Origin of the sequence: Virgibacillus chiguensis, from assembly GCF_900129865.1 — a bacterium.
Taxonomy (GTDB): domain Bacteria; phylum Bacillota; class Bacilli; order Bacillales; family Amphibacillaceae; genus Virgibacillus; species Virgibacillus chiguensis.
In genome coordinates this window covers 39,025-62,809 of record NZ_FQXD01000019.1, presented here as the reverse complement: position 1 = coordinate 62,809, position 23,785 = coordinate 39,025, and the positions used below count along the sequence as shown (strand labels likewise).

Below are 23,785 nucleotides of genomic sequence, written 5' to 3'. Positions count from 1 at the left end.
GTCACACCTGTTCCCATGCCGAACACAGTAGTTAAGCTCTCCAGCGCCGATGGTAGTTGGGACTTTGTCCCTGCAAGAGTAGGACGCCGCCAGGCTTTTTACTATACATATTTTTGTATTTGCTTTTTCATTATGTGGTATAATAAAAACGTGATGTATTCAATTATTCCACAGTAGCTCAGTGGTAGAGCAATCGGCTGTTAACCGATCGGTCGTAGGTTCGAATCCTACCTGTGGAGCCATTTAACGCTTCCATAGCTCAGTCGGTAGAGCACCACCATGGTAAGGTGGGGGTCAGCGGTTCAAGTCCGCTTGGAAGCTCTCTTATAAACGTTGATATCATAGGCTTTTACTCTAACGAGAGTAGAAGCCTATGTTTTTTTGTGGCATTTTTGCCGGCCAATTCGTTGTTTAAAGTAATTTTTATTGGTTTTTACTGGTTCTTCACATCATTTAATTGCAAAATATCGTATTAGAACAGGAAGAAGTAAGCGTAATATTTATGTTGGTTCTGGTACTTGGGCTATTAAGTAAGCATATTGATAGCTAGCAGTAATAAGTGTGATTAGAATAAATAAACAAAGGAATAAAGCCACATAAAGTATAAATTAGTATGCTTGTTTTCATGCGGCTTCATTATTGACTAGAATAATTTGTGTCTGATTCTCTGTTAATCTATTGGAATAACCTTTGTTTTAACTAGTTTACTTTCTTCTACAGTGTCCATCTTTTCAGCAGTTACATCATAAATATTAACTATTAGATTTGTACTGTATTCAATTTTAAATGTCCCATTGCCCTTTGATCGAACTTGTTTACTATCATTAGGAGATTTAATCAACCCATATGTGTTATCTGTCATTTCAATAGCTTATCCTATTGGATATACCACTCTATACGATCCAAAGCATGTTAAAACATCAGCAAACAACTCTACATTTCCTGATGTTGTATTTTTTCGAAATATACTTGAGCTTTAAATATTTTATTCGCTGGTACTGTAAACAGGCTGTGGTAGCGATGCAATGTTGGTTGTATTGCTAGTGGTTTGTGTGTCTGTGTGATTAAAATTATATTCAAGAGTTTCTTCAACCTTTCCACTAGCTAAAAAAGGAATACCAGTTTTTCCCCCAACTGTGGTAGATGATTTGAAACCATGTTCTGTGGTAGTAGACTTAAAGTCGTAACCTCTTGACTAAAAGAAGCAGTATAGTAGGTTTGTTCTAGAGGTGTAGTATTGTTGAAAGTATTTTCACAAAGAAATAAAGGTGTTACATTTGTGACATTACTTGCTTCGATGTTCACACCCGAGTAATATATGGCATCTTTCCAAGAGACACCAGTAAGTATTTACTGCTAAACCATCGGAAGGAATTGTACTTATGTTATAGGTAATTTACGGTTACTTGTTGCTCTTCCGACAATTTTAGTTGCTTTAATTACTCGAAGTTTATTATTAACTGTTATTGTAGCAATGTGCAGTATGGCTAGTTTGCGATTCTTTTTTTAAGTAGAAAAACTCCTATCCAATATCAGCAGTGAAGATGTTGGATAGGTTTTATTTATCTACTATGGTCTAAATTATTTACTTGAACCTTATTAATTTCACCCTTCTTATTTCATTCATTTTTTAGTGCTTTTTTTACAAGCTTGATTGTTTCTTCGTCTAGTTCAACCTCATCCATATAAATAGAAGGCTCATTTCCGTTTTTTAACTCTTGTACAATTTCTCTAAATGCATTATCTAATTGTGATTTTCTTTCGTGTTTTTTCTTTTAGGATGATCTGATAAACCTAAAAGAAAGTCTGATGTATAGTGCAAAATAAAGTAGTGAGAATTGCAGAGAAAATCTTAGAACCCTGCAATACTTCTAAAGCAAAGAAAAAAGGCTTGCCAGCCCAAACAAAAAGCCCTACCGAATTAAATTAGCAGGGCAACACGGTTTAGAACGTCTTCAACATATTGTCAATAAATTGAAAGAACAGATAGCGTTATGGGATAAAAAAAGAACCAAGGTAGAGCTTTATACAAGGGTTAGAAAGCAAACATGTCCATGCTTTAAAAGCGAAAACAAGCCTATTTTTATAATAACTAAACAGCTGCATTATACTTTTTATTTCTATATTCATAAACTAAATTGTGACATCAATTAATATAAAAGAAGGTGAATTAGAAATGAGCTTCTATTATGGAAGAGCAAAGTATGACAAGAAATATGATAAATTCCAAAAAAACAAATCATTAAGCAATTGTTGTTGTGACAATTGTAATGAGCAACAGGATTGTTGCTGCCATGAATGTTGCCCACCAATGGAAGAATGTTGTTTTAATCCATGCTGCTGTATTCCGATTCCCGGGCCGACAGGACCAACCGGCCCCCCCGGACCAATAGGACCAACGGGAGCCACCGGAGCAACAGGGCCAACAGGGCCGACAGGTGGACTAGTCGCTCCATTTGCAAGTGTTAACTCACAAAGAATAGGCACTATTCCCTCTGATCAAATAATACCGTTAACGCCCCCAGGACAGAGCACAATAATTGGGATGACCTATAATGGAACGGATACACTGACTGTTGATGAAGCTGGCATATATTATGTAGAGGGAGCAGTTTTCCCTTCTTCAACACAAAGTGGACCTGTAGGAATTAGAGTAGCTATTAATGGTGATATAACACCAGCTATTGGTAGTAATATCGGTGTTAATTATGGTACACCTGTAGGTCAAGAAGTAACAACATCTAGACTTGTTCGTTTAAACGTTGGGGATACCATTAGTTTGTATAATGTTGGTCCTTTTCCCTTAACGATTGGGGGAAATATTGGTAGCCAAGGAATAAATTCTACAGCTGCTAGAATAAACACCTTTAAAATCCGAGACTTGTAGAAACGACATTTTTTTAATCGAAGGGCACTTCATGATAAAAAGTAAATTTAGCTTGCAGGGGATTCAAACCCGTGTAAGCTAGTTTTTTTAACCAAGTTCGTTAGAGTCGTATTCATAAAAATGTTAAGGAAGGTAAAAATTAAAATGGAAATGTTAATATAATTTTCTCTTACCTTGTTTCGTTTTTTCAACAAGTTTTATTCTATTACTCGTACAAAGATAAAAATATATAGCTGCGTAATTAAGTTCTATGGGTGTATCCCGGAGTGATTTTTGTTAATTTCGTAATAGATGTCACCTAAGTCTCGGTTTATAGTTGAAATAATTGCTTCATATTTTTGGATAGTATCGATGTTTTATAATGATATTATAGGAGTACGATTTCGTTACCATATCAATCGTTGATCAAAGTGGAGGTACAAAAGGAAACATCCTTCACCTTATTACCAACCGCTTTTGAATTGAGTACCGAAGAAATCTCCGAAATGTACAAATCATGTTGAGCCATTAAATTGTTTTTCAGATAAATGAAACAGCATGTGAACATCAAAGATTTTTATAGTCATAGCGAATCACCCGTTTACAATCACTTGTTTATTGTGCTTATCGTATTTTGTTTAAATGTACTCGTTCAACTTAAAGCAAAGAGCAAGCGAAGTTTATTAAAAATTAGCCGCTATTTCAGGGCATACTTATGGAAACCAGCTTATATCACTTTTCGAAAATAAAAGGGAAAGGTGCTTCTTATTAAGGAAAAGGCGCTGTCACTTTAATCTAGTTGTAATTAAATCCAAAAGATGAAACCACCTTGAGTTGGGTATTTACTTTTTAGGCTCTCTTAGAAAAAACAAATCTAGACCTAATTTATGTGTCGCCAGTGATTTTATATATGTTTTCATGTATGAAATAATAGGATGAGAAGGATATATGTGTAAGAGCAGTATAACTAATTCTGTGTATTGTGAAGTAAAAACTTATAAGTATTTCACTGGAGGGAGGACGATGGCTGAATATGAATTGTTATATTTTGAAGACGGTTCTTTAGGCACTCAAGGAAAGATATCTAAGCACAGGGGAAAGTTTCTCGACTGAAAACTATATAAATAAGAAAATGAAAAAAGAGCTATAGAGGATATCATTAGAATTATTGAAAACGAAATTAAAATTGATGAGTGGGTTATTGAAAAGGAAGAAAATCCATTAATTTAAAAGCTTCAAAGAAGGGATGCTTAGTCTGTATATTCTTCCCATAGGAGCGATTTTTCGAGCTTAAGATGTCTTACTTTTGACTGGAAATAATTTATGAAGGCCACACGACTACTCTATTCAATTCCCCCATCTTTTTAGAAGATGGGGGAATTCTAAAAGGTATATATTCAATAGTCCAGCTTATTTCATTTTAAAGACGATTCTCCAAGATATAATGGTAGTAACTAATAAAATCACTAGATATAAATACACACCGTAAATTATTTTGGAAAAAAATAGATGCACTAAGAAAAATAAACCAACTACAAACATGAGTAGGAACGATTTCATCGTAGATCCACTTTGCTGTGTCGACTCAAATACTTCTGAAAATGGGTACTTACGATTGTTTAGAACCTTATAACTGATTAATGTGTGTAGAATAGCTGTTATAAGGACAATCGCAAGGTCAGGAAGAATTCGTATAGAGAATATAAATAAAAAAACGATCGATAATAATAAATAAAGTGGTAAAAACAATTTAATAATAAACGCTTTTAGAGTGCCACTGTAAATAGAAGAATGATGAACGATTGGCGTAACTTGAAAAACCCAAGCAGCCTTATACTTGCTGGAAAACTGTAACATCATCACTACAAGCCCAATAAACATCATACAAAAATAAATGGTGAAATACATATTACTATGAGAAAGTTCCTCAAACGTATGAAGATTTAAATAGTTAAATTGGAAAATAAACGGAAAAACAAGAGAAAATCCTAAGGTTGGATACACCTTTAGCTTAAATTCACGTTCTCTTGCCATAATAAGCGATGAAAACCGGAAAAATTGTCGTTCCTCTTTGTTTCTACAAAATAGATGCTCCCACATAGCGTTCATATTCCATCGTTTCGGCTTCGTTTTTTCTGTACTTCCCATTAGTTTCTGCAAATTACGCTCAAATGCCGGCATTAATTTATAATAGAACATAACCGAAACAATCGGCCCGATGACTGCTAAAGAAGAAAGGATCATCATTCCCAAGGACGTATCGCGATTTAGTATAAGTTCAAAAGGTGCACCGAACCACATAGGAGGAATAAAAACATTCCACCAACTGAAATTATAGATATAATTAAAATCAACTATTTCAAAAGCTCGCGCGACAATTTGATAACCGATAACAATACCTACAGACAATAGGATTTGCACATAGTTAATAATATCCTTTAATTTCTCCCCACTAAAATAACGTAAAATAAAAATGTATAGGAGTGCTGTGATAGTCATAATGAACAGGATTAACAATATAATTGCTACTAAAAAAAGCATGAAGTAGGCAATTCCATGAATGCGTAACATAACGACGGCTGGAATGCTAATAAACGCACCTGTTAACATACTCATGTAAATGGCAACATGAGTAATTTTTGCAGCACTAATGGTTCTTGAATCAATTGGTTTCGTATGGAGAATGGTTTTGTCGCGAACATCTAAAAGTACTGCTGAGAAATCTGATACCATGGATGTCATTAAGATGAACATGGAAATGCCGAAGATAAGACTTATTTGGAAAATATAATTATTTCCAAAAAATAGAAAAGGTACGAGTATTAAACCATATAACACATAAATAAGTAGCGATTTTACAAACTGATTGCTATCCTTTTTTTTATTAGATGCATCTGAAGCGAATATTGTTGGTGTTCTGCGCTCATCCATTGTAAGCTTTGTCTCAAGAATTTTACGCATCATAGCATAATCAATTCGCAGTATACGAAAAAATGGTTGGAGCAGATCAAGGGTTTTTAAAGCGAATTTACTCATCATAATCACCGTCTGTTACGATTTGAACAAACTTCTCTGCGGTTTGTTTATGTTCATCAAATCCTGTTATTTGATTGAAAATGCTTTCTAAAGAGCCTTGCTTATTTTGTTTGCGCAATTGTTCAAATGTACCATCTGCGGCAATTTCTCCATCCTTCAGTAGAACAATGCGATTGCTAATCTTTTCTACAACCTCCATAATATGCGAAGAGTAAAAAATGGTTTTTCCTTCTGCAACAAGCTGTTCCAAGATGTCTTTAATGATGATGACACTATTAGCATCAAGCCCATTTAGTGGTTCGTCTAGAAAGATTAGATCAGGGTTATGCAATAGGCTTGAAATAAGTAATACTTTTTGCCGCATTCCTTTAGAAAAAGAAGAAATACGCGTATGTAAAACATCTTCCATGTCAAATTGTTGCATAAGGTTTTTAGCTTTAGCGGCTGCTTTACTTTTATCCATGCCATAAAGCTCACCGATAAATGTCAAATATTCATTAGCTGTTAAATTATCATAGAGCTCTGCATTTTCTGGGACATAACCAATTTTACGTTTGTAGGAGTAACCACTTGTAGCAATATCTACTCCAAAAAGTTCTACCGTCCCGCTATATTCTTCTATTAACCCGAGCATGATTTTAAGTGTAGTACTCTTTCCCGCACCGTTAGGCCCAATGTAGCCAATGATTTGTCCAGCATATACATCGAGATTAATGTTATTTAATACGCTTTTACTTCCATAACTCATGGATAAATTTTGTAATGATAAAACCTTTTCTTGACACATTAATATCTTCACCTACCCTTATAAAAATTTTTTACACCTACATTTTTCTGTAATTTAAAGTTGTGAACAGCTTGATAAATAGCTGAAAGGGGTCTTGTGCCAATTATACGATAATACAATCTATTTATCATCTAATAATTTGAAATTATGGGAAGGATAATCAAAATGAAACGTTTACTAAAAAAGGTAAGGATGAAATATATTAATCCTAAATAGGAGAAGCCCGTTTTACTTAGATACTTCATTTTCATAAAAGGTGTTTCGCATTCGAAAGTGCGGTAGCAACATATACAATCGTATGAGACAATAGCAGCAATTTTCATAGGTTATAAAAATCGAGAATTTCTAAAAGAACTTAGTAGGGAGAGCCACCATTTAATTCCGACGTTAAATAGAAGCAAGCTGTTTGCTTTGATACATCTCTAAGCGTTTACAAGCAAAATGGTATTCTACTTGAAAAGTATTTACGATCATGTTAGGTGTTATTTTTGGTTTTAAGCGTTGTAACATAAATGTAGGAACACATAAATGGTAACTAAAATAATTGGCTTGCCATTCTTGTAATTCTGTAAAAAGTGTGGGTAGAAATTCTTGTCGACCAGCATGCCAAAGATAATGAGCAATTTCATGCCCAAATTCCTGCCATTGCTCCTGTGGAGTGCGGTTATAATTTATAAAAATCAGGCATTTCTCATTTACATACACACATTCACTGCTATATTCCCAATAATAGACAGATACATCGAGCGAAGAGGCAATATTTTCGATTGTTAAATCTTTTGGTTTACGAATATGACGTTCCAGAAGAAGCTGCTGAATATAATCTTCTGTTCGAGAAAGATACATCAAATACCCCCTTAACAAAACGAACCTTTGTTCTAAAACGAATAAAAATAAATAGTGTATAGACGTATACACTAATAAACGTTTATTCTTCTTCTTTAAAAGCTTCCCAAATCCGCTTCAAACGTTTAAGATCTTCTTCTTTATTGTTTGGTAATTCTTTATACCATCTTTCTAGGGAAGGGTCATTACGAAAAGCTACAAACGCTTCCTCTTCTGTTAAATTCGGATTATTAGATCTTCCTAGTAAGTAATCAGAAGTAACTTGCAAAGCAGTAGCAAGCTTATCTAACTCGTGGTCTTTTATGGGTCTTTCTCCCGATTCAATCCGATTCATCACACTAACGTTTATGTCTAATTGTTTCGCAAGCTCACGCTGACTCCAACCTTGTCTCTCTCTTAATTGCACAATTCTCTTGCCTACATTCAATGCCAACACCACTTTCATTTTTACACGATAGGAAACAATCATCACTCGCATCGGACGAATTATCTACCATGAAAATAAAATTCTAATTTATGGAAAGTTTTTTTATTTCTAAGGTTTATCGTATAAGAAAGACTAGGTTTTTTCGATAAGCCAATTTTTTCTAATCAATTTCATCATATCATTATTTAAACGAGTTCACAAACAATGATTTCTTAAATAGCAAGATCACAATTTGACATTTCTTTTTTAGAAATGTATGATAGGAACAAATGTTCTTTAGTTAAATTATGGAATGCAAGGAGGGAAGGAATGAAACAGAAAAACATGTCATTTGATGAACAAAATTGTATTCGATGGGTGATAAGTGAATATCGAAAAGACCAAAGGGCAGGTGTTTTAGCTCCAATAATAAGAAGTAGATACGTAGAGGAATTATTTAGCAAGGGGGCTGGTTTTCATGAACAAGGAACAGTTAGAGAGAGCAATAAAAGATTATAGCTGGATGATTAGAGAAATAAAGCGTCAACGAATGATGTTGGAAGAAGATATCGGCTCGAAACTTGTTGCAGCATCAGGAGTGGAAGCTACGTTACCGAGAGCAAAGGGAGCCATAAATGACCCTGTTGGTAAAGAAGTTATACGACGAGATAAAAAGAGCAGTTGGTTAGCTAAATTAGAGAAAAAGGTATTGTTTATTCAAGGAAGATTATCTGCAATAGAGGAACCGAGAGAAATTGCTGTTTTAGAATGTATGCTGGATGGTATGACAATAAGTGCAATTAGTAAACATATGGGTCTTTCCAGAAAACATATCTACAAGATAAAAGAGACGATTGTAGATAGGATGTTACAGTTTACACAGTCTTCCCAGTAGATGACAACATAAAACAATCCATTGTATACTAGGTTTACCGAACATACGATCTAAAAATAATTTATGTGCAATTGATTCGGATGTTTGAATTTAAGGAATTTGTCCGAAATGACGTTAAACTAAATAAAATAGAAGCACGTTTTTCCGCCATTAAGATTTGGCGGGAAGCCACGTTTATCTAAGAAGTCTTCTTCCCCACATGATGAAGGGTATGTAAGGCTTTTTTAGTTTGCTTTAAGGAGGTGTTCGCAAATGGTATAGGAGATAAATAAGTTGTTTCGTTGCAGTCGGTCCATAGCATAAGCAATCAAAAATTATCATTAGGAGGTCATGAAAATGACAGATACACAAAAGAAAATGCAAGCAGGTAAAAACAAGATTTTATTATTCCGTTTATTGGAGAATCAAGGAGAAGAAGCAGCTAAATTAGTATTTCAAACCGAGCATACGTTTAGTTATTCTCGTGAATTAGAAAGAATTATTACGAAAGACGGTTCTCTCATTAATGTCGGAGGATTGGAATCAGAAGTAGCTATTGAAGCTATTCAAGCAATGGATGATCCAGTTGCTAACATGCTTCGACAGTCAGTCATTCATGGACAAAAGCTGGAGTTATGGGAAGTAACTGTAGATGAAGAACTAAAAACAGCTGACAATAAATTTCCAGCTATTTATGCTCAAGGCTATTTAGATTCATGGGAAGATCCAGCTAGTGCAGAAGAAAATGCTGCCATTTCAGCTAACTTCACCGTAGAACTGGAGCCACAATTTGGTGAAGCAACACTCACAGAGGAGCAGCAAGCAGCAGTTCAATATGCATTCCAAGATACAAAAGCGGAAGCTCCTGTTGAGGGTTAATAAATCTTGCTGATCCTATTTATGTCAATGTAATCGATCTTGTATAAAATTTGCATAATGAATTGGTGTAAAAATTATATGATAAATACGTATGTAATGATCGTGGGTAAGAATAAGCTGACGATTTTTTGTACTATATAAATGTTTAGCGTTTTAAGGGTTTATAGTAAGTAAAACTACGGCTTCCACCGTAAGAAATTGGTGACAAGCCACGTCCGGCTCCAGCGCCCAGCAACTAGGCGACTTCACGAAATCGCCTTACGATAAGTCATCATCGGTTCGTTCCTCACCGTGATTCCTTTATCTTAGTTGATTTGTTCCACTCGCTACGTTGCTAAACGGGCGCCCCGAGCCTTTGTTCAAGTAACCAATGAATGCAGCTATATTCATTGGTTACTATATTTAAATTTTGGAGGTTGAAGAGACATGGAATTTACTATTAATGAAAAAGTGTATGAATTGAAATTTGGTATAAAATTTATTCGTGAACTGGACAAAGTGTATGAAGTGGATTATCAAGGGATGAAATTTGGAATGGGTGTGAACATGGCGTTTATGAATTTGCAGCAATGGAATCCAGTTGCTATCCATGCCGTTATTAAAGCAGCTATTTCTTATTTGGATACAACCCCAAGTAACAGTCAAATCGAAAAAGCTATTGAACAGTATGCTTTAGAAAATGACGGGCTTGAGGAATTATTTACAGCGTTAAAGGATGCATTGGGGAAGTCACCAGTCATGAAGGACACGATCAAACAAATGCAAGCAACAACCAATCACAAGAAAGCATAACCTCAAAAGAAGCATATGAGGATATCATTATTAACTGTTTCCGCTTTTTAGCGTTTACAAAACTTAAAGATATTGAAGTGCTCACGTTAGGGGAGTATGCTTTACGAATACGTGCATTTCGATTGCAGCAAGTAGATAAGGAATACAAGATGTATAAGCAAGCATGGATTAATCATCAAGTCACACTAACAAAAGAACAAGGTAAAAAGCAAGTACCTATTTACAAGCGATTTAAAGATTTCTTTGATTATGAAAAACATTTGAAGGAAGTAACCAAGCCTAAGCGGGTGAGTAATAAAATGAAACGTTTAGCAGCGATTGCTAAACAGGTGAATATGGAAAAGGAGGTGCCTTATGGCGGAAGGATCGAATGAGCCGGGTCGGTTTATGCAAAGCTTTATAACACAAGCAGAAGGATTAAATGAAGCCGGAGATGCGTTTAAAACATTGCAAGGGAATGTGGACCCTGTCGTTACGAAGCTGGGAGAAATGCAGGAATCATTAGGGTTTATTCCTGGAATGACAGAAGGAATCGCTCAAGTGCAGGCTGTTCTGAATCCGTTTATGGGGATATTAAGCGGTATGCCTGTCTTGTTTGAGACAATTAATTCCGTGATGACGAACTTTTTACCAACCATGTTGGCATTGAAGGAAGGGGTAATGAGCTTATTTTCTATTTTAGCTGCCAATCCCCTCGCCTTAATTATAACGTTAGTGACTTTACTGGCAGTAGGGTTTGCTTATTTATGGACGAATAGTCAAACGTTTCGAGATATTGTCATGAGTGTGTGGGAATCGATCCGTGCATTTATGATGCCGGTGGTTCAGGAAATTGTCACGTTTGTTATGACACTATGGGGGTCATTGACCACGTGGTGGACGGAAAACCAGGCATTACTTTTACAAATCTTTCAATCTGTCTGGGGAGCAATTAAGACGGTTATTATGACAGTGATGAATATCATAAAGCCATTTTTAATCGCGGCTTGGACACTCATTTCAACACAAATTAAATTAGTCTGGAACATCATAAAAACAACGATAAAAATAGCTATGGAATTAGTGATGGGTATTATTCGAACAGTGATGCAACTAATTACTGGAGATTGGTCTGGGGCGTGGGAAACGATTAAGTCCACGTTTATGAACATCTGGAATATAATGAAGGAATTTGTTTCCACCATGACTAGTACCATTTGGCAAACGATAAAAACAAAATTTACGCAAGTGAAGGAAACCATTGCTTCCTTAATTGGTAGTGCGAAAGATGCTGTTGTACAAGGATTTTTAACGATGGTATCGAGCGCTGTAGAAAAAGCACAGGCGATTGTAACTGCAGTGCGACAAAAATTCCAGGAAGTGTTTCAAGCGATACGATCAAAGCTTACCGAAGCTGTAACAGAAGTAGGGACGCAAATTGGTAAAATGCCTGGAAAGGTAATGGAGTTTGCTAGCAACATGGTGTCAGCAGGAAAAGATTTAATTATGGGCTTGATACAAGGTATTGCAGATAATGCTTCTAAGGTAGGCGATGCTGTGTTAAATGCTGCCAAAGATGCTGTCGGTGGTGTGTTGAAATTTTTAGGCATTAAATCACCATCCCGTTTATTTCGAGATATTGGCGATGATACGATGGCGGGATTTGCTATGGGGATTCAGCAAATGGCAAAAAATGTTGTTACTGCAGCAAGTGCGGTATCGGATCAAGTACAGGATTCCTTTAACCCGCAGTTTACATTACCGCGTATAGCGGGGGAAGTTCGTAGCCTTCATCAAGCAGTGAACGTTCAACCATCGCAACCGTTTTTAAATGAATGGGGTGCACAAAAGCAGCCTGCAGTAGTCCATGTTTCTATTGGCAAGCAGCAATTTAGTGCGTTTGTAGAAGATATTACGAATGCACAATTAAGAAAATCCAATCTAACAAGACAGCAGAGTTGGTAGGAGGTGTAGGATGTATACGTTTGTAGATATAGTAACGAAGGAAGCGGATGATAGTAGCGAACGAGCCTCGCGATTGCAGACGATATTTAATGGAGTTAATTTAGATCATGATTTATCTGATTCATCAGGGAGTTTTACCACATTGGTCATATCTGGGAGAAGCAATCTAGAACAACGAATTTCCACAGTGGACGTACCAGGAATGCACGGGGTGTTAGAAGCAAATGAACCGACATGGAATGCGAAAGAAATTACGGTGAAATATAAGCTAACCGATCAAACAAAAGAAGGGTTTAGAAGGCGGTACAACCAACTAAATAATTTATTGCAAGAATCACAAAAGAAGTTAGCTTTTACCGATGAAGCGGCTTTTTTTTATGCGACTTTATCGGCAAATGATGTTCCAGAAGAAACGGCGAATAGCATAGTAGCTGAGCTCGTGTTTTTATGTTCCGATCCTTTTAAATACGGGGAAACATACAAATCGATTGCGTTGAAAAAATATACGTGGGAAGCATACAAAAATAACAAGTGGGGTGATTTCATTGGCAACTAGTACACCAAATTTGCAATTGGTAAAGCCAGAAATAACAGATAAAATAGATGTTTCTATTGCTAACTTTGCGCAAAATGCAGATAAAATTGATGCAGAAGTAGAACGGCTACAAAATAAGGATGAAGCTTTACAAACGAGTTTAAATGATGTGCATGAACATGTGACAACATTACAAAACAATGTAACAGCGATGGATGCAAAAGTAACAAACCATCAAAAATTGTTAGAGAAACACGGAGAAAGCATTGAACTGAACACGGGAAGTATAACGGAAAATAAAGCAGATATCACAGCGTTAAGCGAAGATATTTTATCGATTCACGAAAGTATTGGCAATAATGCAACGGTTGGACAAGAAAATCAAGCGAATATTTCAGCAATTTTAGATGAAATAGAAGTGATTAAAGAGAGGATCACAGCGCTAGAAGCTCAGCAAGGAACACCGCCTGAGGGTGAAGCATAATGCGCTGGATCGAGATGGCACAAAAAAATGAAGTATATGTGAATGGAACCGTTCCCGCGTCGCCTATGATTACATCTGTTTTAAAAGAAGGAATACCGTATGTAGAATACAGCTTAGCTGATGAAAAATTACGCCTGCACCATCCATTTAAAGTGAATGATGTGGTGACGGTAGATTTTTCAAAAAGAAAGGTATGGATTAATGGGCGGTTACAAATGGAGGCTATTGATCTTGTATATGCAGATTTCTTTCAATTAAGACCAGGGAAAAATGAAATAAAAACAATTCCCGCCATGCAATTAGAAGTAACGTATACGGAAAGGTGGTTGTAGAGATGAAAGAAAGGATTTTCATTTTTAATAAGCATGATGAGCTATTAGCCATCACTAACCACTATGTAGAGGCCATTTTTGAAGAGACGGTTGAAAAGCCCGTCTCTTTTTCGATTACTTTTCCTATGTCCGATAAGGATGCTTCCTATTTCGTAGGTGGAAACCAAGTTGCGTTTAAGGATTTAAGAGGAAACCTTCGTTTATTTACCATTCGTGAAGTGGATGATATCGACGGAGAAGCTCCGGAAAAGGTCATCCAATGTATGCCAGCGATGCAAGAATTAACAGATGTTATTGTGACGGATGGTGAAACGGTAAATGAAACCGCTGAAGCTGTGCTAGGTATTATTTTACAGTATTCCCGCTGGAAAGCCGGTCATGTAGCTGATTTAGGGTTATATGACATCAGCTTTTCCTATCAAAATGCCTACGATTGTTTAGGAAAGCTAACATCACGTTGGGGCGGTGAAATTGTAGATCGCATCGAGGTAGCGGGAAACAAAATAACCGGTCGCTATATTGATATTGTTCAGCGTAAAGGCTCAGATACCGGAAAACGTTTTGAAATGGATAAGGATATAAAGAATTTGACGAGGACGGTTCTATATTATCCGAAAACAGCTTTATATGGTCAAGGGAAATCCTTACAATCCGGTGAGGAAGGCGCTGGGAAAGTGACTTTTCGTGACGTAGAGTGGGTAAAAGAAAAGGGCGATCCCACGGATAAACCAAAGGGGCAAGCGTGGATTGGTGATTCGGTAGCACTGGAAACCCATGGGGTGTTCCATCATGAAACAGGTGAGCTCATGCATCGATTTGGCTTATTTGAAGATAATGACGAGGAAGACCCCGAAAAGCTACTCGTAAAGACATGGGAGGCAGTTCAAACTGAAAAAGCTCCAAAGGTTCAATACGAAATGGATATCATTACATTTTATGGTATAGCAGATTACGAACATGAACACGTATTCTTAGGTGATACAGGCATTGCTAGGGACAAAAATATGAAGCCGATGGTGTTAGTGGAAGCAAGAATTATGTCTTGGAAATATGATATTGGCAACCCGAGAGACGGGAGCCTTGTCTTAGGAAATATATTAGACTTAAATCCGGATGAGCGTGATATGGATTGGGTCATTGATAAAGTAAAAGAGGATAGCGCAAGTTGGGATGCTGGTGGTGGACCAATTACGGATGGAAGATTTCCTGATATTGTTCCTGATACGCCACAAGATGTTTCCGCAACAGGGTTATTTAAAAAGATTATGCTGTCATGGACATTTGAATCCACCTATGCGATAGCAGCTTACGAGATTTATGCAAGTCAAATAAACGGGTTTGTCCCAGATTCTACAAATCTTGTTTTCCGTGGCAAAGTAGGCGCATATAACTTTGATGCTGATACAGACGAAAAATGGTATTTTCGAGTAAGAGCCGTGAACACACATGGAACAGCAAGTGAGTACTCCGAACAGGTTAGTGCTTCAACGGTACAATTACATTTGTCAGATTTAGAGGAAATTGTCCCAGACTTTATCGAATACGGGATTTATAAAGGGGAAGCGTCTCCTAGTCCAAGTGAGTATAAATACTGGTTAAACACAAGTGAAAACCCTAATATTCTCTATCATTGGGATGAAGAAAGCGAATCATGGAAGCCATTAGCACCTAAAAATGCAGCAGATGTAGGCGCCATTTCTATAGCAGATTATCAAGAACAAGTCGGTCAATTGGTTACGGATTTGGCGAATAAAGTAGATGCCGAATGGGTGAATGGTCGGCTAGTTGCCAAAGCGAATAAAGCGGATGTTTATACGGTAGAGCAATTAGATAACAAGTTTGATAATGTGGTATCCAAAACGGTTTACGAATCTGATCAGCAAGGGATTATTACCGACTTGCAAGATCAAGAATCTCGCATTAGTCAAACGGAAACAGATATTACTGCTAAAGTTGGTAATACGCAATATCAACAAGACAAAGACACACTTGAAACGACAATAAATAAAAATAGTGCTGCCATACAGATTAACGCTGAGGGCATAGCGAGCAAGGTCGATAACACTACTTACAACAACGATAAGCATGGTATGATTACCGACATCAAAAGTAATAAATCTAGTATCGAACAACAGGCAGATATGATTAGAAGTAAAGTCGATGCGACGTATGTTAAAGGCGAGCTGGGTAAGATTAAGATTGGTGGAAGGAATTTAATTATAACAAGTAAGTTATATAGTTATAACTCTTATAATACACCATGGGCATACAAAGACGATTCAACGACTATTAGCAGTGAAATAGTTAGAGAAGATGCGTGGACTTTAATGGTAAGTGGCTTTTCCCCAGTTGAAGGTGGCACGTATACACTGAGTGGGTATTTATTCATAGACAACAAACCGGCGTCAAAAAGTTCATTTATTGACGATGAGTATTTTAACACATATGTAACTACCACCGATTTTCATATAAATGATAACACCGGTCAATTTACAGCTGTTATGAAATGGACAAAAACAAATTGGATTATCCACGCATATGAAACAATGAAATTGCCTATTGGAACAAAAATTCAACTTAAAGAACTTAAATTCGAAAAAGGCAACAAAGCCACAGACTGGACACCTGCGCCTGAGGATTTTGAAGCTAAAATCAATAATATTCAGGTTGGTGGTAGGAATTTAGTTAGGAGAAGAGATTACTCAGAAGATGTAAGCTATCAAAAAGTAATCAAAACTGAAGATAATATGTATAGCGAACCTATTTATAAAGGTGTTAAAAAGCTATCTGGCACTCCTCCTATTAGCTTTAAAAATTTCAGTCCAAAAAAGGGAGAGACATATACAGCATCTGTTTACGTAAAACTGGATCGTGAAATTAGTAGCTCAGGCACTCAAGCCCGATTAATTTTCTATGATGTTGTTGATGGCAGAACAATAAATTCTGTTTATGCAATGAGCGATGTGACTGATTGGCAAAGAATAAGCGTAACAGAGACTTTTCATAAAGATTATAAAGATGTTCGTGCGTATTTCTATCTCACTAAACATGAGGGGTATGTAACTTATTTTGCAGCTCCGCAGCTAGAAAAAGGTAACAAGGCAACTGATTGGACGCCGGCGCCGGAAGACACCGATAAAAAAATCGAATCCGTTGAACACTACGCATCGGAAATTGAGCAAACAGCAAAAGGTGTTGAGCAAAATTTTTCGGCAATAAAAACCGACTACGAAAAGTTTAAAAGTACGGCTAACTCCACGTTTAAACAGCAAGCGGACTTGATCGAGGGAAAGGTAACGGAAACTACTTATAACAAAGACATGGATAACATGACCATGCGTGTTAGTACGGCTGAATCAACTATTAAACAACACGCTGACCGTATTGAGTCAAAAGTAAGCAAGAATGGTGTAGTGTCCAGTATTAATCAATCACCTGAGCAAATAAAAATTAATGCGCAACGCGTTTCTATCGATGGTGATTTAGTCGTTAAAAACGGGAAAGTTTATATTAAGGATGGCGTAATTACCAATGACCTTATTGCAAGTAATGCCAAAATAGATTTTGCTAAGATAGCCAACGTAAAAGTAACCAATGCAATGATCTCTAGCTTAAGTGCTGACAAAATAAGTTCAGGTATTATAGATGCAAATAAGGTACTAATACGTGTTAAAAATGGGACACAGGCCATACAGCTTGATGATGCAGGATTCGAGTCAATTGATAATAAAGGAAATGTGCGTATTCATATCGGAGTCCGTGATATAGGAGGAAAAGGGCAATCAGATCCTAGTACAATTCGCTTCTTTGGAGGCAGTGGGAGCAAGTCAGCAGGAATAGGAATGAACGTAAATGATACGTTTGTCATCGGAAGTGCCGCAGACGGCGTAGGAATGGAATTGCGGACGCATTATAAAATGAATACGATTTATTATGCGCGAGAGCACAGGTTCGTGATGAAAAATGAACGAAGTAATGGTTTTCAAAAACATTATTTTAAAATGCGAGGACGTACTACTATAGATGGACATGAGAACCCTTGTCTTGAACCTGATACTAACGCTTGGGGCTATGTAGGAACAGCACATTATCACTTGTGGAAAATCAATGCAGTTCATATTAATGAAACATCGACGCGCAGTCAAAAAAGAAATATTCAAGATTTACCTATTGGTGAATCATATCGTATTCTAGATGCATTAAGAATGCGTAAATATAACTATATTAGAAAGGACCAAGATGGTAAGGTCTGTCATATAGACACCTTCAAAAGCTATGGAGTCGTATCAGATGAAGCACCTGACGAAATTTTAAGTGAAGAGGGAACCGCTGTAAGGCTATATGCAATGATATCCCACAATCTTAACGTTACAAAGGATTTAGTTAGACGAGTTAATGAATTGGAGAAAAATTTAAAAGGGGGAGTGTAAAATGGAACAAGAAGTTAATTTACAATATGTAGTGAATGCATTAAGTAATCAAGTAGCACAGTTGTCACAAGAAAAAGCCTATCACGAGGCGATAATTACTGCACAGCAAGAAGAAATCAATGAGTTAAAGGCAAATACACAGCAGGAAAAGGAAAACGCTGAATAGGCGTTGTTTTTTCGCTTTTAAGGTAAAGTGTTCCTTTTTTGAATTGAGTAAGTGAGAAAATAAATAATTTAAAAGGAGTGTACTACAATGCAACCAATTGAGAGAAGATATAGAAACATTGAAGATTTAACATTTAATGATGCAAAAGAGATTTTAGAGAGTGCAGATTATAAAACTTATAATAATGTATACGATATGGGAGATGAGTTGGAGATTGATGATAAAACATCATATGGTGTTTTGATTCCTGAAACCGCCCCAGAAGAACTATTGGAAGTGATAAAAGAAGAGGAAAGTGAATTTTACTATTTTGATACAGGGTCTATGAATGCAATTGTAGCTAAAGTTACCCAGGTATTATTAAATAGAGTTGAAACATTAGAAAAAGAAGTTACAGAACTTAAAGCCAATAAATAAAAAGAATGGAAAGAAGGTTTTAAAGCATCTCAAACGAGGTGTTTCTTTATATTTACTGCATCATGAAAGGAGGTAATTATGTCTCAATGGTACACAAATAAAGAATTATTTGAGCAAATTGCGGCTATTCAAGGTGAGTTTAAAGATTTGCGACATGAGATGCAAGAGACGCGAAATATGATTAAAAAATATAATGGTCTACGCGAAGAGTTAGGGGTTGTGAAAGAAAAGGTAGAGAGAATGGAAGCAAAAACAGAAGGAAAATTTACGGTGTTGGAAGCTATCCGCCTTTGGGGTGGGTGGCTTTTTGCTTTTATTACACTGCTAATTTTGATTGGACAATATATTTAAACGAAAGGGAGGTAAACATATGGATAAAGGTACGGTGGTTAGAACAATAGCGTTAGCGATAGTTTGGATCAATGCCGTCTTAGTGAATTACAACTTACAGCCTATACCGCTGTTGGAAGAGGAAGTTATTGCATATGGAGTTACATTTATAGTCTCTGTGTGGACATGGTTTAAAAATAATTATATTACGCTTAGGGGAAGGCAACAAAAAGAAGTGCTACAAAGGTCAAACCTTACCAAATAGACAGACGGCTAGTCCAATCGGGCAAGCTGTCTTTTTAATACATTATATTAAAAGGAGGAATTTACAATGGCAAAAATCGCTATTGGTGCTGGGCATGGAATGCATACGCCGGGTAAACGAAGCCCTGCTGGAGAAAGGGAGTGGACATTTAATAATAAAGTTGTGTCTGCGGCTATCAAGTATTTAAATAGGTATGCGAATACCACTGTTATACGGATGGATGATCCTACAGGAGATACAGATGTGCCGTTAACGACAAGAACGAATGTAGCAAATAATGCTAATGCGGATATTTTAATATCCTATCATCACAATGCGAATACCGGGCAATGGGGTTCTTGGACAGGAACAGAGACGTATTACTATCCGGGGTCATCTAGTGGATTAGCTTTAGCAAGAGCTATTCATCCAAGTATTGTCGGGGCGATGGGATTACGTGATCGAGGTATTAAATCAGCGAATTTTCATATGCTTCGGGAGTCTAGCATGCCTGCTATTCTCATTGAAGGTGGATTTATGGATTCTACCATTGATATTGTTAAAATGCGCAATAATACGACGATGGACCTTACTGGAAAAGCTTTAGCAGATGCTATTGCTGCGTATTTGGGATTACAGCCAGAGGGAGGCGGGACTACGTATACGGTTAAAGTTGGAGACACATTATGGGGGATTGCACAGGCACATAGTATGACTGTTAGCGAATTAAAGGCGTTAAACAACCTTACCGATGACAACATTTATCCTGGACAAGTACTAGTCATTAGTGGATCTCCTTCAGGAAGTGCAAGTTTTGTAGAAGTAATTACTGCTAGTTTATGGGTATATAATGCTCCTGACTGGGACGCAAAATACGAAATAGTGCACCAAGGAGAGGTGTTTACGGTAAATGATGAATTATATGTAAATGGATCTAAAATGTATAAGTTAAAGTCTGGGTTATATATTACCGGAAATTCAAACTATGTACGTTATTTTTCTAAGTAGATGGAATAGAGTGGATAGGATATGAAAAGAAGCGGAGAAGAAAACTCCGCTCTTTTCATATTTTTCATTTCCTATTAGCCACCAATAATATGATATCCAGAATCCACATGGAGGACTTCTCCAGTTACGCCGCGTGATAGCTCGCTCATAAAAAATAATGTTGCGTCTCCCACTTGATCTTGGTCTACATTTCTTCGTAGAGGTGCTTTTTCTTCAATAAGCCCTTGTTTTTCATTAAATCCGGAAACCCCTTTGGCGGATAATGTGCGGATAGGACCAGCAGAAACTGCGTTGACACGAATATCATATTTGCCCATGTCTTCAGCAAGATAACGGACGCTTGCTTCAAGGGAAGCTTTGGCGACGCCCATGATATTGTAATTTTGAATGACTCTTTCTGCACCGAGATAGGTTTGTGTGACGATGCTGCCACCTTCTGTCATGAGCTCTTTAGCAGCTTTTGTAACAGCAACTAATGAAAAAGCGCTAATTTCATGTGCTAATAGAAATCCTTCTCTGGACGTATTTGCGTATTCTCCCTTTAACTCATCACGATTGGCAAAAGCTACAGAGTGCACAACACCGTGAATGACTCCTACCTTGTCTTTAATAGTAGCAAATGCATTTGTAATACTTTCATCACTTGCAACATCACATTCGACAATCCATTTAGCTTCAATGTTATGCTTTTCGAGCAATTTTGTTAGCTTACCGTAAGATCTATCTTGACGGTATGTGAAAATTAAATTTGCACCGGCTTTATGTAATGAAGTCGTTACACCCCAAGCGATGCTTCGTTCGCTGGCAACGCCCATGATGACAATATTTTTACCTTCTACTAAGTTACTCATTAACGTACCTCCAATATCCTTTTTAATCGAGCATGAAAGTGCCTCAAGTTTATCATAAGGAATTATTTTCACAAAGAAAATAGTACATGGCACTTAAATGCTTCATTACATGTATTTTAATGCTTTTATTATAACCTAATCCTCGTTTTGAAAGAAACCGTTAGCCATGCGCGTTATTTTGACAAGATAAAAGCTGATTTGACAAGGTTTAAAAAAGAAATTAAAAAAAATTACATTTTCCCTTTACAAATGATATAGAACTAGGTATAATAAAATTCGTCAGTTTCGAAAAGGGAACTGCTAAGATGAAAACATCCTGGCCCGTTGGTCAAGCGGTTAAGACACCGCCCTTTCACGGCGGTAACACGGGTTCGAATCCCGTACGGGTCACCATGGAGGATTAGCTCAGCTGGGAGAGCACTTGCCTTACAAGCAAGGGGTCGCAGGTTCGAGCCCTGCATCCTCCACCATTGCCGGCCTAGCTCAATTGGTAGAGCAACTGACTTGTAATCAGTAGGTTGGGGGTTCAAGTCCTCTGGCCGGCACCACTTTTAAAAAAATGAATAAAGATTATTGTATGTGTTCATACTACTGGAGGGGTAGCGAAGTGGCTAAACGCGGCGGACTGTAAATCCGCTCCCTCAGGGTTCGGGAGTTCGAATCTCTCCCCCTCCACCATTTAAAATTGTTGGGCCATAGCCAAGCGGTAAGGCATCGGGTTTTGATCCCGTGTACCCCAGGTTCGAATCCTGGTGGCCCAGCCATTTTTTATTTTAAGGGACTTTTCCAACCTATATATAATAGAGCAATTGGCTAGAATGGACATTATAATTGGAATGCATTGAATACGAGCCATTAGCTCAGTTGGTAGAGCATCTGACTTTTAATCAGAGGGTCGGAGGTTCGAATCCTCCATGGCTCACCAATATTTTAAATCAACATATTTCTACATAATTACAAACAAGGTTGCGACATGTTAGTGACCTTGTTTTTTTAATATAAAAAACCCCTCTATTATTATCTGCTACATATAGCTATGTCAACAATTTAAATTAGGGATGGGAAAAATAACAGCAAATATTGTATATGCGTGGTGATAGAGTGGGTACATACCTTCATAGAATGCAGGATTTTTTGAATATAGATACGTATCATTTCTCAGATGATCAATTAGATTCTTTACTAGAAGAAATGCTTGAGACATACTGATCCTGAAATACGAGACGATCTTATTTACAATAGTTTCGTTAAATTGATATTGAAAGATTACGTAACGAAAGAGCAAATAATATATTTTACAAAAGTGCATGAGTGAACAGTATCTGTTTTTTAATATAGAAGATAAAACGATAGGAGATAGCGTGTTTACGCGCTCATTCTCAGCGCTTGTAATAGCTACAATTTTATATAAGGATGCAACAACTAGAAACTTATCTAGTGAGCTCGTATTGTACGCCATTCATGTAGGTATAGAATACTTGTTATTAGAACAGGACTATCGTGGTTATGTTGAAGAAAAGGGGTGGGCACATAGCATTGCGCATGGTAGTGATCTGCTGGCTACTTGTGTATTACATCCTGAATTTGATGCGAGCCAAACGAAAGCATGTCTTCACGCAATAAGGAAATTTGTTTTGGTTGAGTATCCTTATATTGATGAAGAAGACGAACGTCTTATTCAAGTTATGGAAGCTTTAATTAAAAAAGGTATGAAAGATATAAAATTACGCAATTGGATTGCAGATTTAGAAGTAGAACTCCATCTCCCTCATGAAAGATACCGTATTGAATGGAATGTAAAACGTTTTTGTTATTCCTTATACATAACTCTGTTACAACATAGAGAATTTTCAGCATCTAGGCAAGCCATTTTAGATAAATACCAGCAAAATAATTAAAAATACATAGAATCGATGGGCAAAAGCATAGCTAGTAATAAGGCGTTGTTATATTTAAAGGTAAGAAAGTATAAAATTTGATGCTATGGCGTAACCAAATAACCGAATGAGCCCCGCTCAGCTCCATCGCCCAGCAACTAGGCGACTTCACGAATCGCCTTACGATAAGTCATCATCGTTTTGTACTAAATAGGAAGGCCGACTAAAGATGTGCTTGCTGGAGGGCGCCGGCATACTCCTGTTGCAGGAGCATGATTCCTAAAACGTTCGTTGATTCGTTCCAGTCGCTACGTTGCCACGGGCGCCCCGAGCCTTTGTTCTTTATATGCTGTTGTTCATAGTTGCTATTATACAACGGTTAGTTTTACTTTAAATTCATAACAATACTGTGGTATTATGTGTTTGTTTACACTACAACCAATCAAATTTATAATATAATGTACAAAATCATGATATACTTTTTATAGAAATGCATATCTATAAAAACGTGTTCATATGTTTTAGGCTCTACGTACGTTATTCTTCATAACAATGAGCTGTTAAAAGCATATATAAATGTTGGTCGTCCTAGAAAATAGAGACGCTCTGGACAAGGGTATATACATGCTTCATTGCCCATCCTTTTTTAGCGGATAATTGCATATGGATTTTATATAATAG

General features: G+C 36.9%; 25 protein-coding genes, 8 tRNA genes, 1 rRNA gene and 1 pseudogene. 27 read left to right on the top strand and 8 right to left on the bottom strand.

All coding sequences use genetic code 11. From position 1 onward, the window contains the following. The 3 genes from rrf to BUB45_RS16800 form a co-directional block, all read left to right on the top strand. Positions 1 to 95 (top strand): 5S ribosomal RNA (gene rrf / locus BUB45_RS16810); the annotation flags it as partial. Positions 96 to 167: 72 nt separating this feature from the next. Beyond that, positions 168 to 242 (top strand) — tRNA-Asn (locus tag BUB45_RS16805). Positions 243 to 248: 6 nt separating this feature from the next. Then, a tRNA-Thr gene (locus BUB45_RS16800) sits at positions 249 to 321 on the top strand. A 349-nt stretch (positions 322 to 670) separates the two neighbouring features. Here BUB45_RS16800 and BUB45_RS16795 read toward each other — a convergent pair. From BUB45_RS16795 to BUB45_RS20820, 3 genes and pseudogenes are all read right to left on the bottom strand, one after another. Beyond that, on the bottom strand, positions 671 to 862 hold the full coding sequence (locus BUB45_RS16795; protein ID WP_073012483.1) for a hypothetical protein: 192 nt from the start codon (positions 860 to 862) through the stop codon (positions 671 to 673). A 123-nt stretch (positions 863 to 985) separates the two neighbouring features. Next, positions 986 to 1,162, bottom strand: a pseudogene (locus BUB45_RS20825) (ETX/MTX2 family pore-forming toxin); the annotation flags it as partial. Then, positions 1,105 to 1,305, bottom strand: a complete 201-nt coding sequence (locus BUB45_RS20820) for an ETX/MTX2 family pore-forming toxin (RefSeq protein WP_073012480.1) — start codon at positions 1,303 to 1,305, stop codon at positions 1,105 to 1,107. The pseudogene BUB45_RS20825 and the gene BUB45_RS20820, both read right to left, overlap by 58 nt. A 58-nt stretch (positions 1,306 to 1,363) precedes the next feature. Between BUB45_RS20820 and BUB45_RS20815 the strand changes: the two genes are divergently transcribed. Together BUB45_RS20815 and BUB45_RS20680 are read left to right on the top strand one after the other, a co-directional pair. Next, on the top strand, positions 1,364 to 1,510 hold the full coding sequence (locus BUB45_RS20815) for an AzlD domain-containing protein (protein ID WP_084723777.1): 147 nt from the start codon (positions 1,364 to 1,366) through the stop codon (positions 1,508 to 1,510). Positions 1,511 to 2,176: 666 nt separating this feature from the next. Next, on the top strand, positions 2,177 to 2,887 hold the full coding sequence (locus BUB45_RS20680) for a hypothetical protein (RefSeq protein ID WP_139300198.1): 711 nt from the start codon (positions 2,177 to 2,179) through the stop codon (positions 2,885 to 2,887). Between the two features lie 1,389 nt (positions 2,888 to 4,276). Here BUB45_RS20680 and BUB45_RS16760 read toward each other — a convergent pair. From BUB45_RS16760 to BUB45_RS16745, 4 genes are all read right to left on the bottom strand, one after another. Continuing rightward, positions 4,277 to 5,902, bottom strand: coding sequence for a hypothetical protein (locus BUB45_RS16760; protein ID WP_073012472.1), 1,626 nt, complete (start codon positions 5,900 to 5,902; stop codon positions 4,277 to 4,279). Next, entirely contained in the window at positions 5,895 to 6,689 is a 795-nt protein-coding gene (locus tag BUB45_RS16755; protein ID WP_073012469.1) for an ABC transporter ATP-binding protein, read from the bottom strand. The genes BUB45_RS16760 and BUB45_RS16755 overlap by 8 nt, the downstream gene beginning before the upstream one ends. 387 nt (positions 6,690 to 7,076) lie before the next feature. Next, entirely contained in the window at positions 7,077 to 7,535 is a 459-nt protein-coding gene (locus tag BUB45_RS16750) for an ImmA/IrrE family metallo-endopeptidase (RefSeq protein WP_073012467.1), read from the bottom strand. 82 nt (positions 7,536 to 7,617) lie between these two features. Next, a complete protein-coding gene (locus tag BUB45_RS16745; RefSeq protein WP_244527758.1) occupies positions 7,618 to 8,013 on the bottom strand; it encodes a helix-turn-helix domain-containing protein in 396 nt (131 codons plus the stop codon). Between the two features lie 258 nt (positions 8,014 to 8,271). Between BUB45_RS16745 and BUB45_RS16740 the strand changes: the two genes are divergently transcribed. The 15 genes from BUB45_RS16740 to BUB45_RS16675 all read left to right on the top strand — a co-directional run bounded on the left by BUB45_RS16740 (position 8,272) and on the right by BUB45_RS16675 (position 20,376). Beyond that, positions 8,272 to 8,460: a hypothetical protein gene (locus tag BUB45_RS16740; protein WP_073012464.1), complete on the top strand. Its 189-nt coding sequence runs from the start codon at positions 8,272 to 8,274 to the stop codon at positions 8,458 to 8,460. Then, the gene (locus BUB45_RS16735) at positions 8,420 to 8,836 is read left to right on the top strand and encodes a helix-turn-helix domain-containing protein (RefSeq protein WP_073012460.1); all 417 of its coding nucleotides are present in this window, start codon (positions 8,420 to 8,422) and stop codon (positions 8,834 to 8,836) included. Before BUB45_RS16740 ends, BUB45_RS16735 begins: the two co-directional genes overlap by 41 nt. Positions 8,837 to 9,172: 336 nt before the next feature. Further along, on the top strand, positions 9,173 to 9,694 hold the full coding sequence (locus tag BUB45_RS16730; protein WP_073012457.1) for a phage major tail protein, TP901-1 family: 522 nt from the start codon (positions 9,173 to 9,175) through the stop codon (positions 9,692 to 9,694). A 426-nt stretch (positions 9,695 to 10,120) separates the two neighbouring features. Then, entirely contained in the window at positions 10,121 to 10,486 is a 366-nt protein-coding gene (locus BUB45_RS16725) for a tail assembly chaperone (RefSeq protein ID WP_073012454.1), read from the top strand. A 77-nt stretch (positions 10,487 to 10,563) separates the two neighbouring features. Further along, positions 10,564 to 10,860, top strand: a complete 297-nt coding sequence (locus BUB45_RS16720; protein ID WP_212590788.1) for a hypothetical protein — start codon at positions 10,564 to 10,566, stop codon at positions 10,858 to 10,860. Further along, positions 10,841 to 12,430, top strand: coding sequence for a phage tail protein (locus tag BUB45_RS16715; RefSeq protein WP_073012448.1), 1,590 nt, complete (start codon positions 10,841 to 10,843; stop codon positions 12,428 to 12,430). Before BUB45_RS16720 ends, BUB45_RS16715 begins: the two co-directional genes overlap by 20 nt. Before the next feature lie 10 nt (positions 12,431 to 12,440). Continuing rightward, positions 12,441 to 12,986 carry a distal tail protein Dit gene (locus BUB45_RS16710; protein WP_073012445.1) on the top strand — a complete coding sequence of 182 codons (546 nt, stop codon included), beginning with the start codon at positions 12,441 to 12,443 and terminating at the stop codon, positions 12,984 to 12,986. Beyond that, a complete protein-coding gene (locus BUB45_RS16705; protein WP_073012442.1) occupies positions 12,976 to 13,449 on the top strand; it encodes a coiled-coil domain-containing protein in 474 nt (157 codons plus the stop codon). The genes BUB45_RS16710 and BUB45_RS16705 overlap by 11 nt, the downstream gene beginning before the upstream one ends. Continuing rightward, positions 13,449 to 13,781, top strand: a complete 333-nt coding sequence (locus BUB45_RS16700; RefSeq protein WP_073012439.1) for a phage distal tail protein — start codon at positions 13,449 to 13,451, stop codon at positions 13,779 to 13,781. The genes BUB45_RS16705 and BUB45_RS16700 overlap by 1 nt, the downstream gene beginning before the upstream one ends. Before the next feature lie 2 nt (positions 13,782 to 13,783). Then, positions 13,784 to 18,211 (top strand): phage tail spike protein, encoded by a 4,428-nt coding sequence (locus tag BUB45_RS16695; protein WP_073012436.1) that lies wholly within the window; start codon positions 13,784 to 13,786, stop codon positions 18,209 to 18,211. A gap of 1 nt (position 18,212) precedes the next feature. Then, on the top strand, positions 18,213 to 18,377 hold the full coding sequence (locus tag BUB45_RS19985; RefSeq protein ID WP_164085351.1) for a hypothetical protein: 165 nt from the start codon (positions 18,213 to 18,215) through the stop codon (positions 18,375 to 18,377). Positions 18,378 to 18,464: 87 nt separating this feature from the next. Continuing rightward, positions 18,465 to 18,794, top strand: a complete 330-nt coding sequence (locus BUB45_RS16690) for a hypothetical protein (protein WP_073012433.1) — start codon at positions 18,465 to 18,467, stop codon at positions 18,792 to 18,794. A gap of 78 nt (positions 18,795 to 18,872) precedes the next feature. After that, complete coding sequence (locus BUB45_RS16685) at positions 18,873 to 19,145, top strand: hypothetical protein (protein ID WP_073012430.1); 273 nt, start codon at positions 18,873 to 18,875, stop codon at positions 19,143 to 19,145. 19 nt (positions 19,146 to 19,164) lie between these two features. Then, positions 19,165 to 19,389 (top strand): phage holin, encoded by a 225-nt coding sequence (locus BUB45_RS16680; protein ID WP_073012427.1) that lies wholly within the window; start codon positions 19,165 to 19,167, stop codon positions 19,387 to 19,389. 66 nt (positions 19,390 to 19,455) lie between these two features. Further along, positions 19,456 to 20,376, top strand: coding sequence for an N-acetylmuramoyl-L-alanine amidase family protein (locus tag BUB45_RS16675; protein WP_073012424.1), 921 nt, complete (start codon positions 19,456 to 19,458; stop codon positions 20,374 to 20,376). A 74-nt stretch (positions 20,377 to 20,450) separates the two neighbouring features. On the opposite strand, the gene fabI is transcribed toward BUB45_RS16675, so the two are convergent. Beyond that, a complete protein-coding gene (fabI, locus tag BUB45_RS16670) occupies positions 20,451 to 21,227 on the bottom strand; it encodes an enoyl-ACP reductase FabI (RefSeq protein WP_073012421.1) in 777 nt (258 codons plus the stop codon). A 318-nt stretch (positions 21,228 to 21,545) separates the two neighbouring features. On the opposite strand from fabI, the gene BUB45_RS16665 reads away from it, so the two are divergent. From BUB45_RS16665 to BUB45_RS16635, 7 genes are all read left to right on the top strand, one after another. After that, a tRNA-Glu gene (locus tag BUB45_RS16665) sits at positions 21,546 to 21,620 on the top strand. Position 21,621: 1 nt separating this feature from the next. Next, positions 21,622 to 21,697, top strand: a tRNA-Val gene (locus tag BUB45_RS16660). A 2-nt stretch (positions 21,698 to 21,699) separates the two neighbouring features. Beyond that, a tRNA-Thr gene (locus BUB45_RS16655) sits at positions 21,700 to 21,775 on the top strand. Positions 21,776 to 21,820: 45 nt separating this feature from the next. Next, positions 21,821 to 21,905 (top strand) — tRNA-Tyr (locus tag BUB45_RS16650). A gap of 11 nt (positions 21,906 to 21,916) precedes the next feature. Further along, positions 21,917 to 21,991, top strand: a tRNA-Gln gene (locus BUB45_RS16645). 85 nt (positions 21,992 to 22,076) lie between these two features. Then, positions 22,077 to 22,152: transfer RNA gene (locus tag BUB45_RS16640), tRNA-Lys, on the top strand. A 382-nt stretch (positions 22,153 to 22,534) separates the two neighbouring features. Next, entirely contained in the window at positions 22,535 to 23,125 is a 591-nt protein-coding gene (locus BUB45_RS16635; protein WP_073012418.1) for a DUF2785 domain-containing protein, read from the top strand. The last annotated feature ends 660 nt before the right edge of the window (positions 23,126 to 23,785 follow it).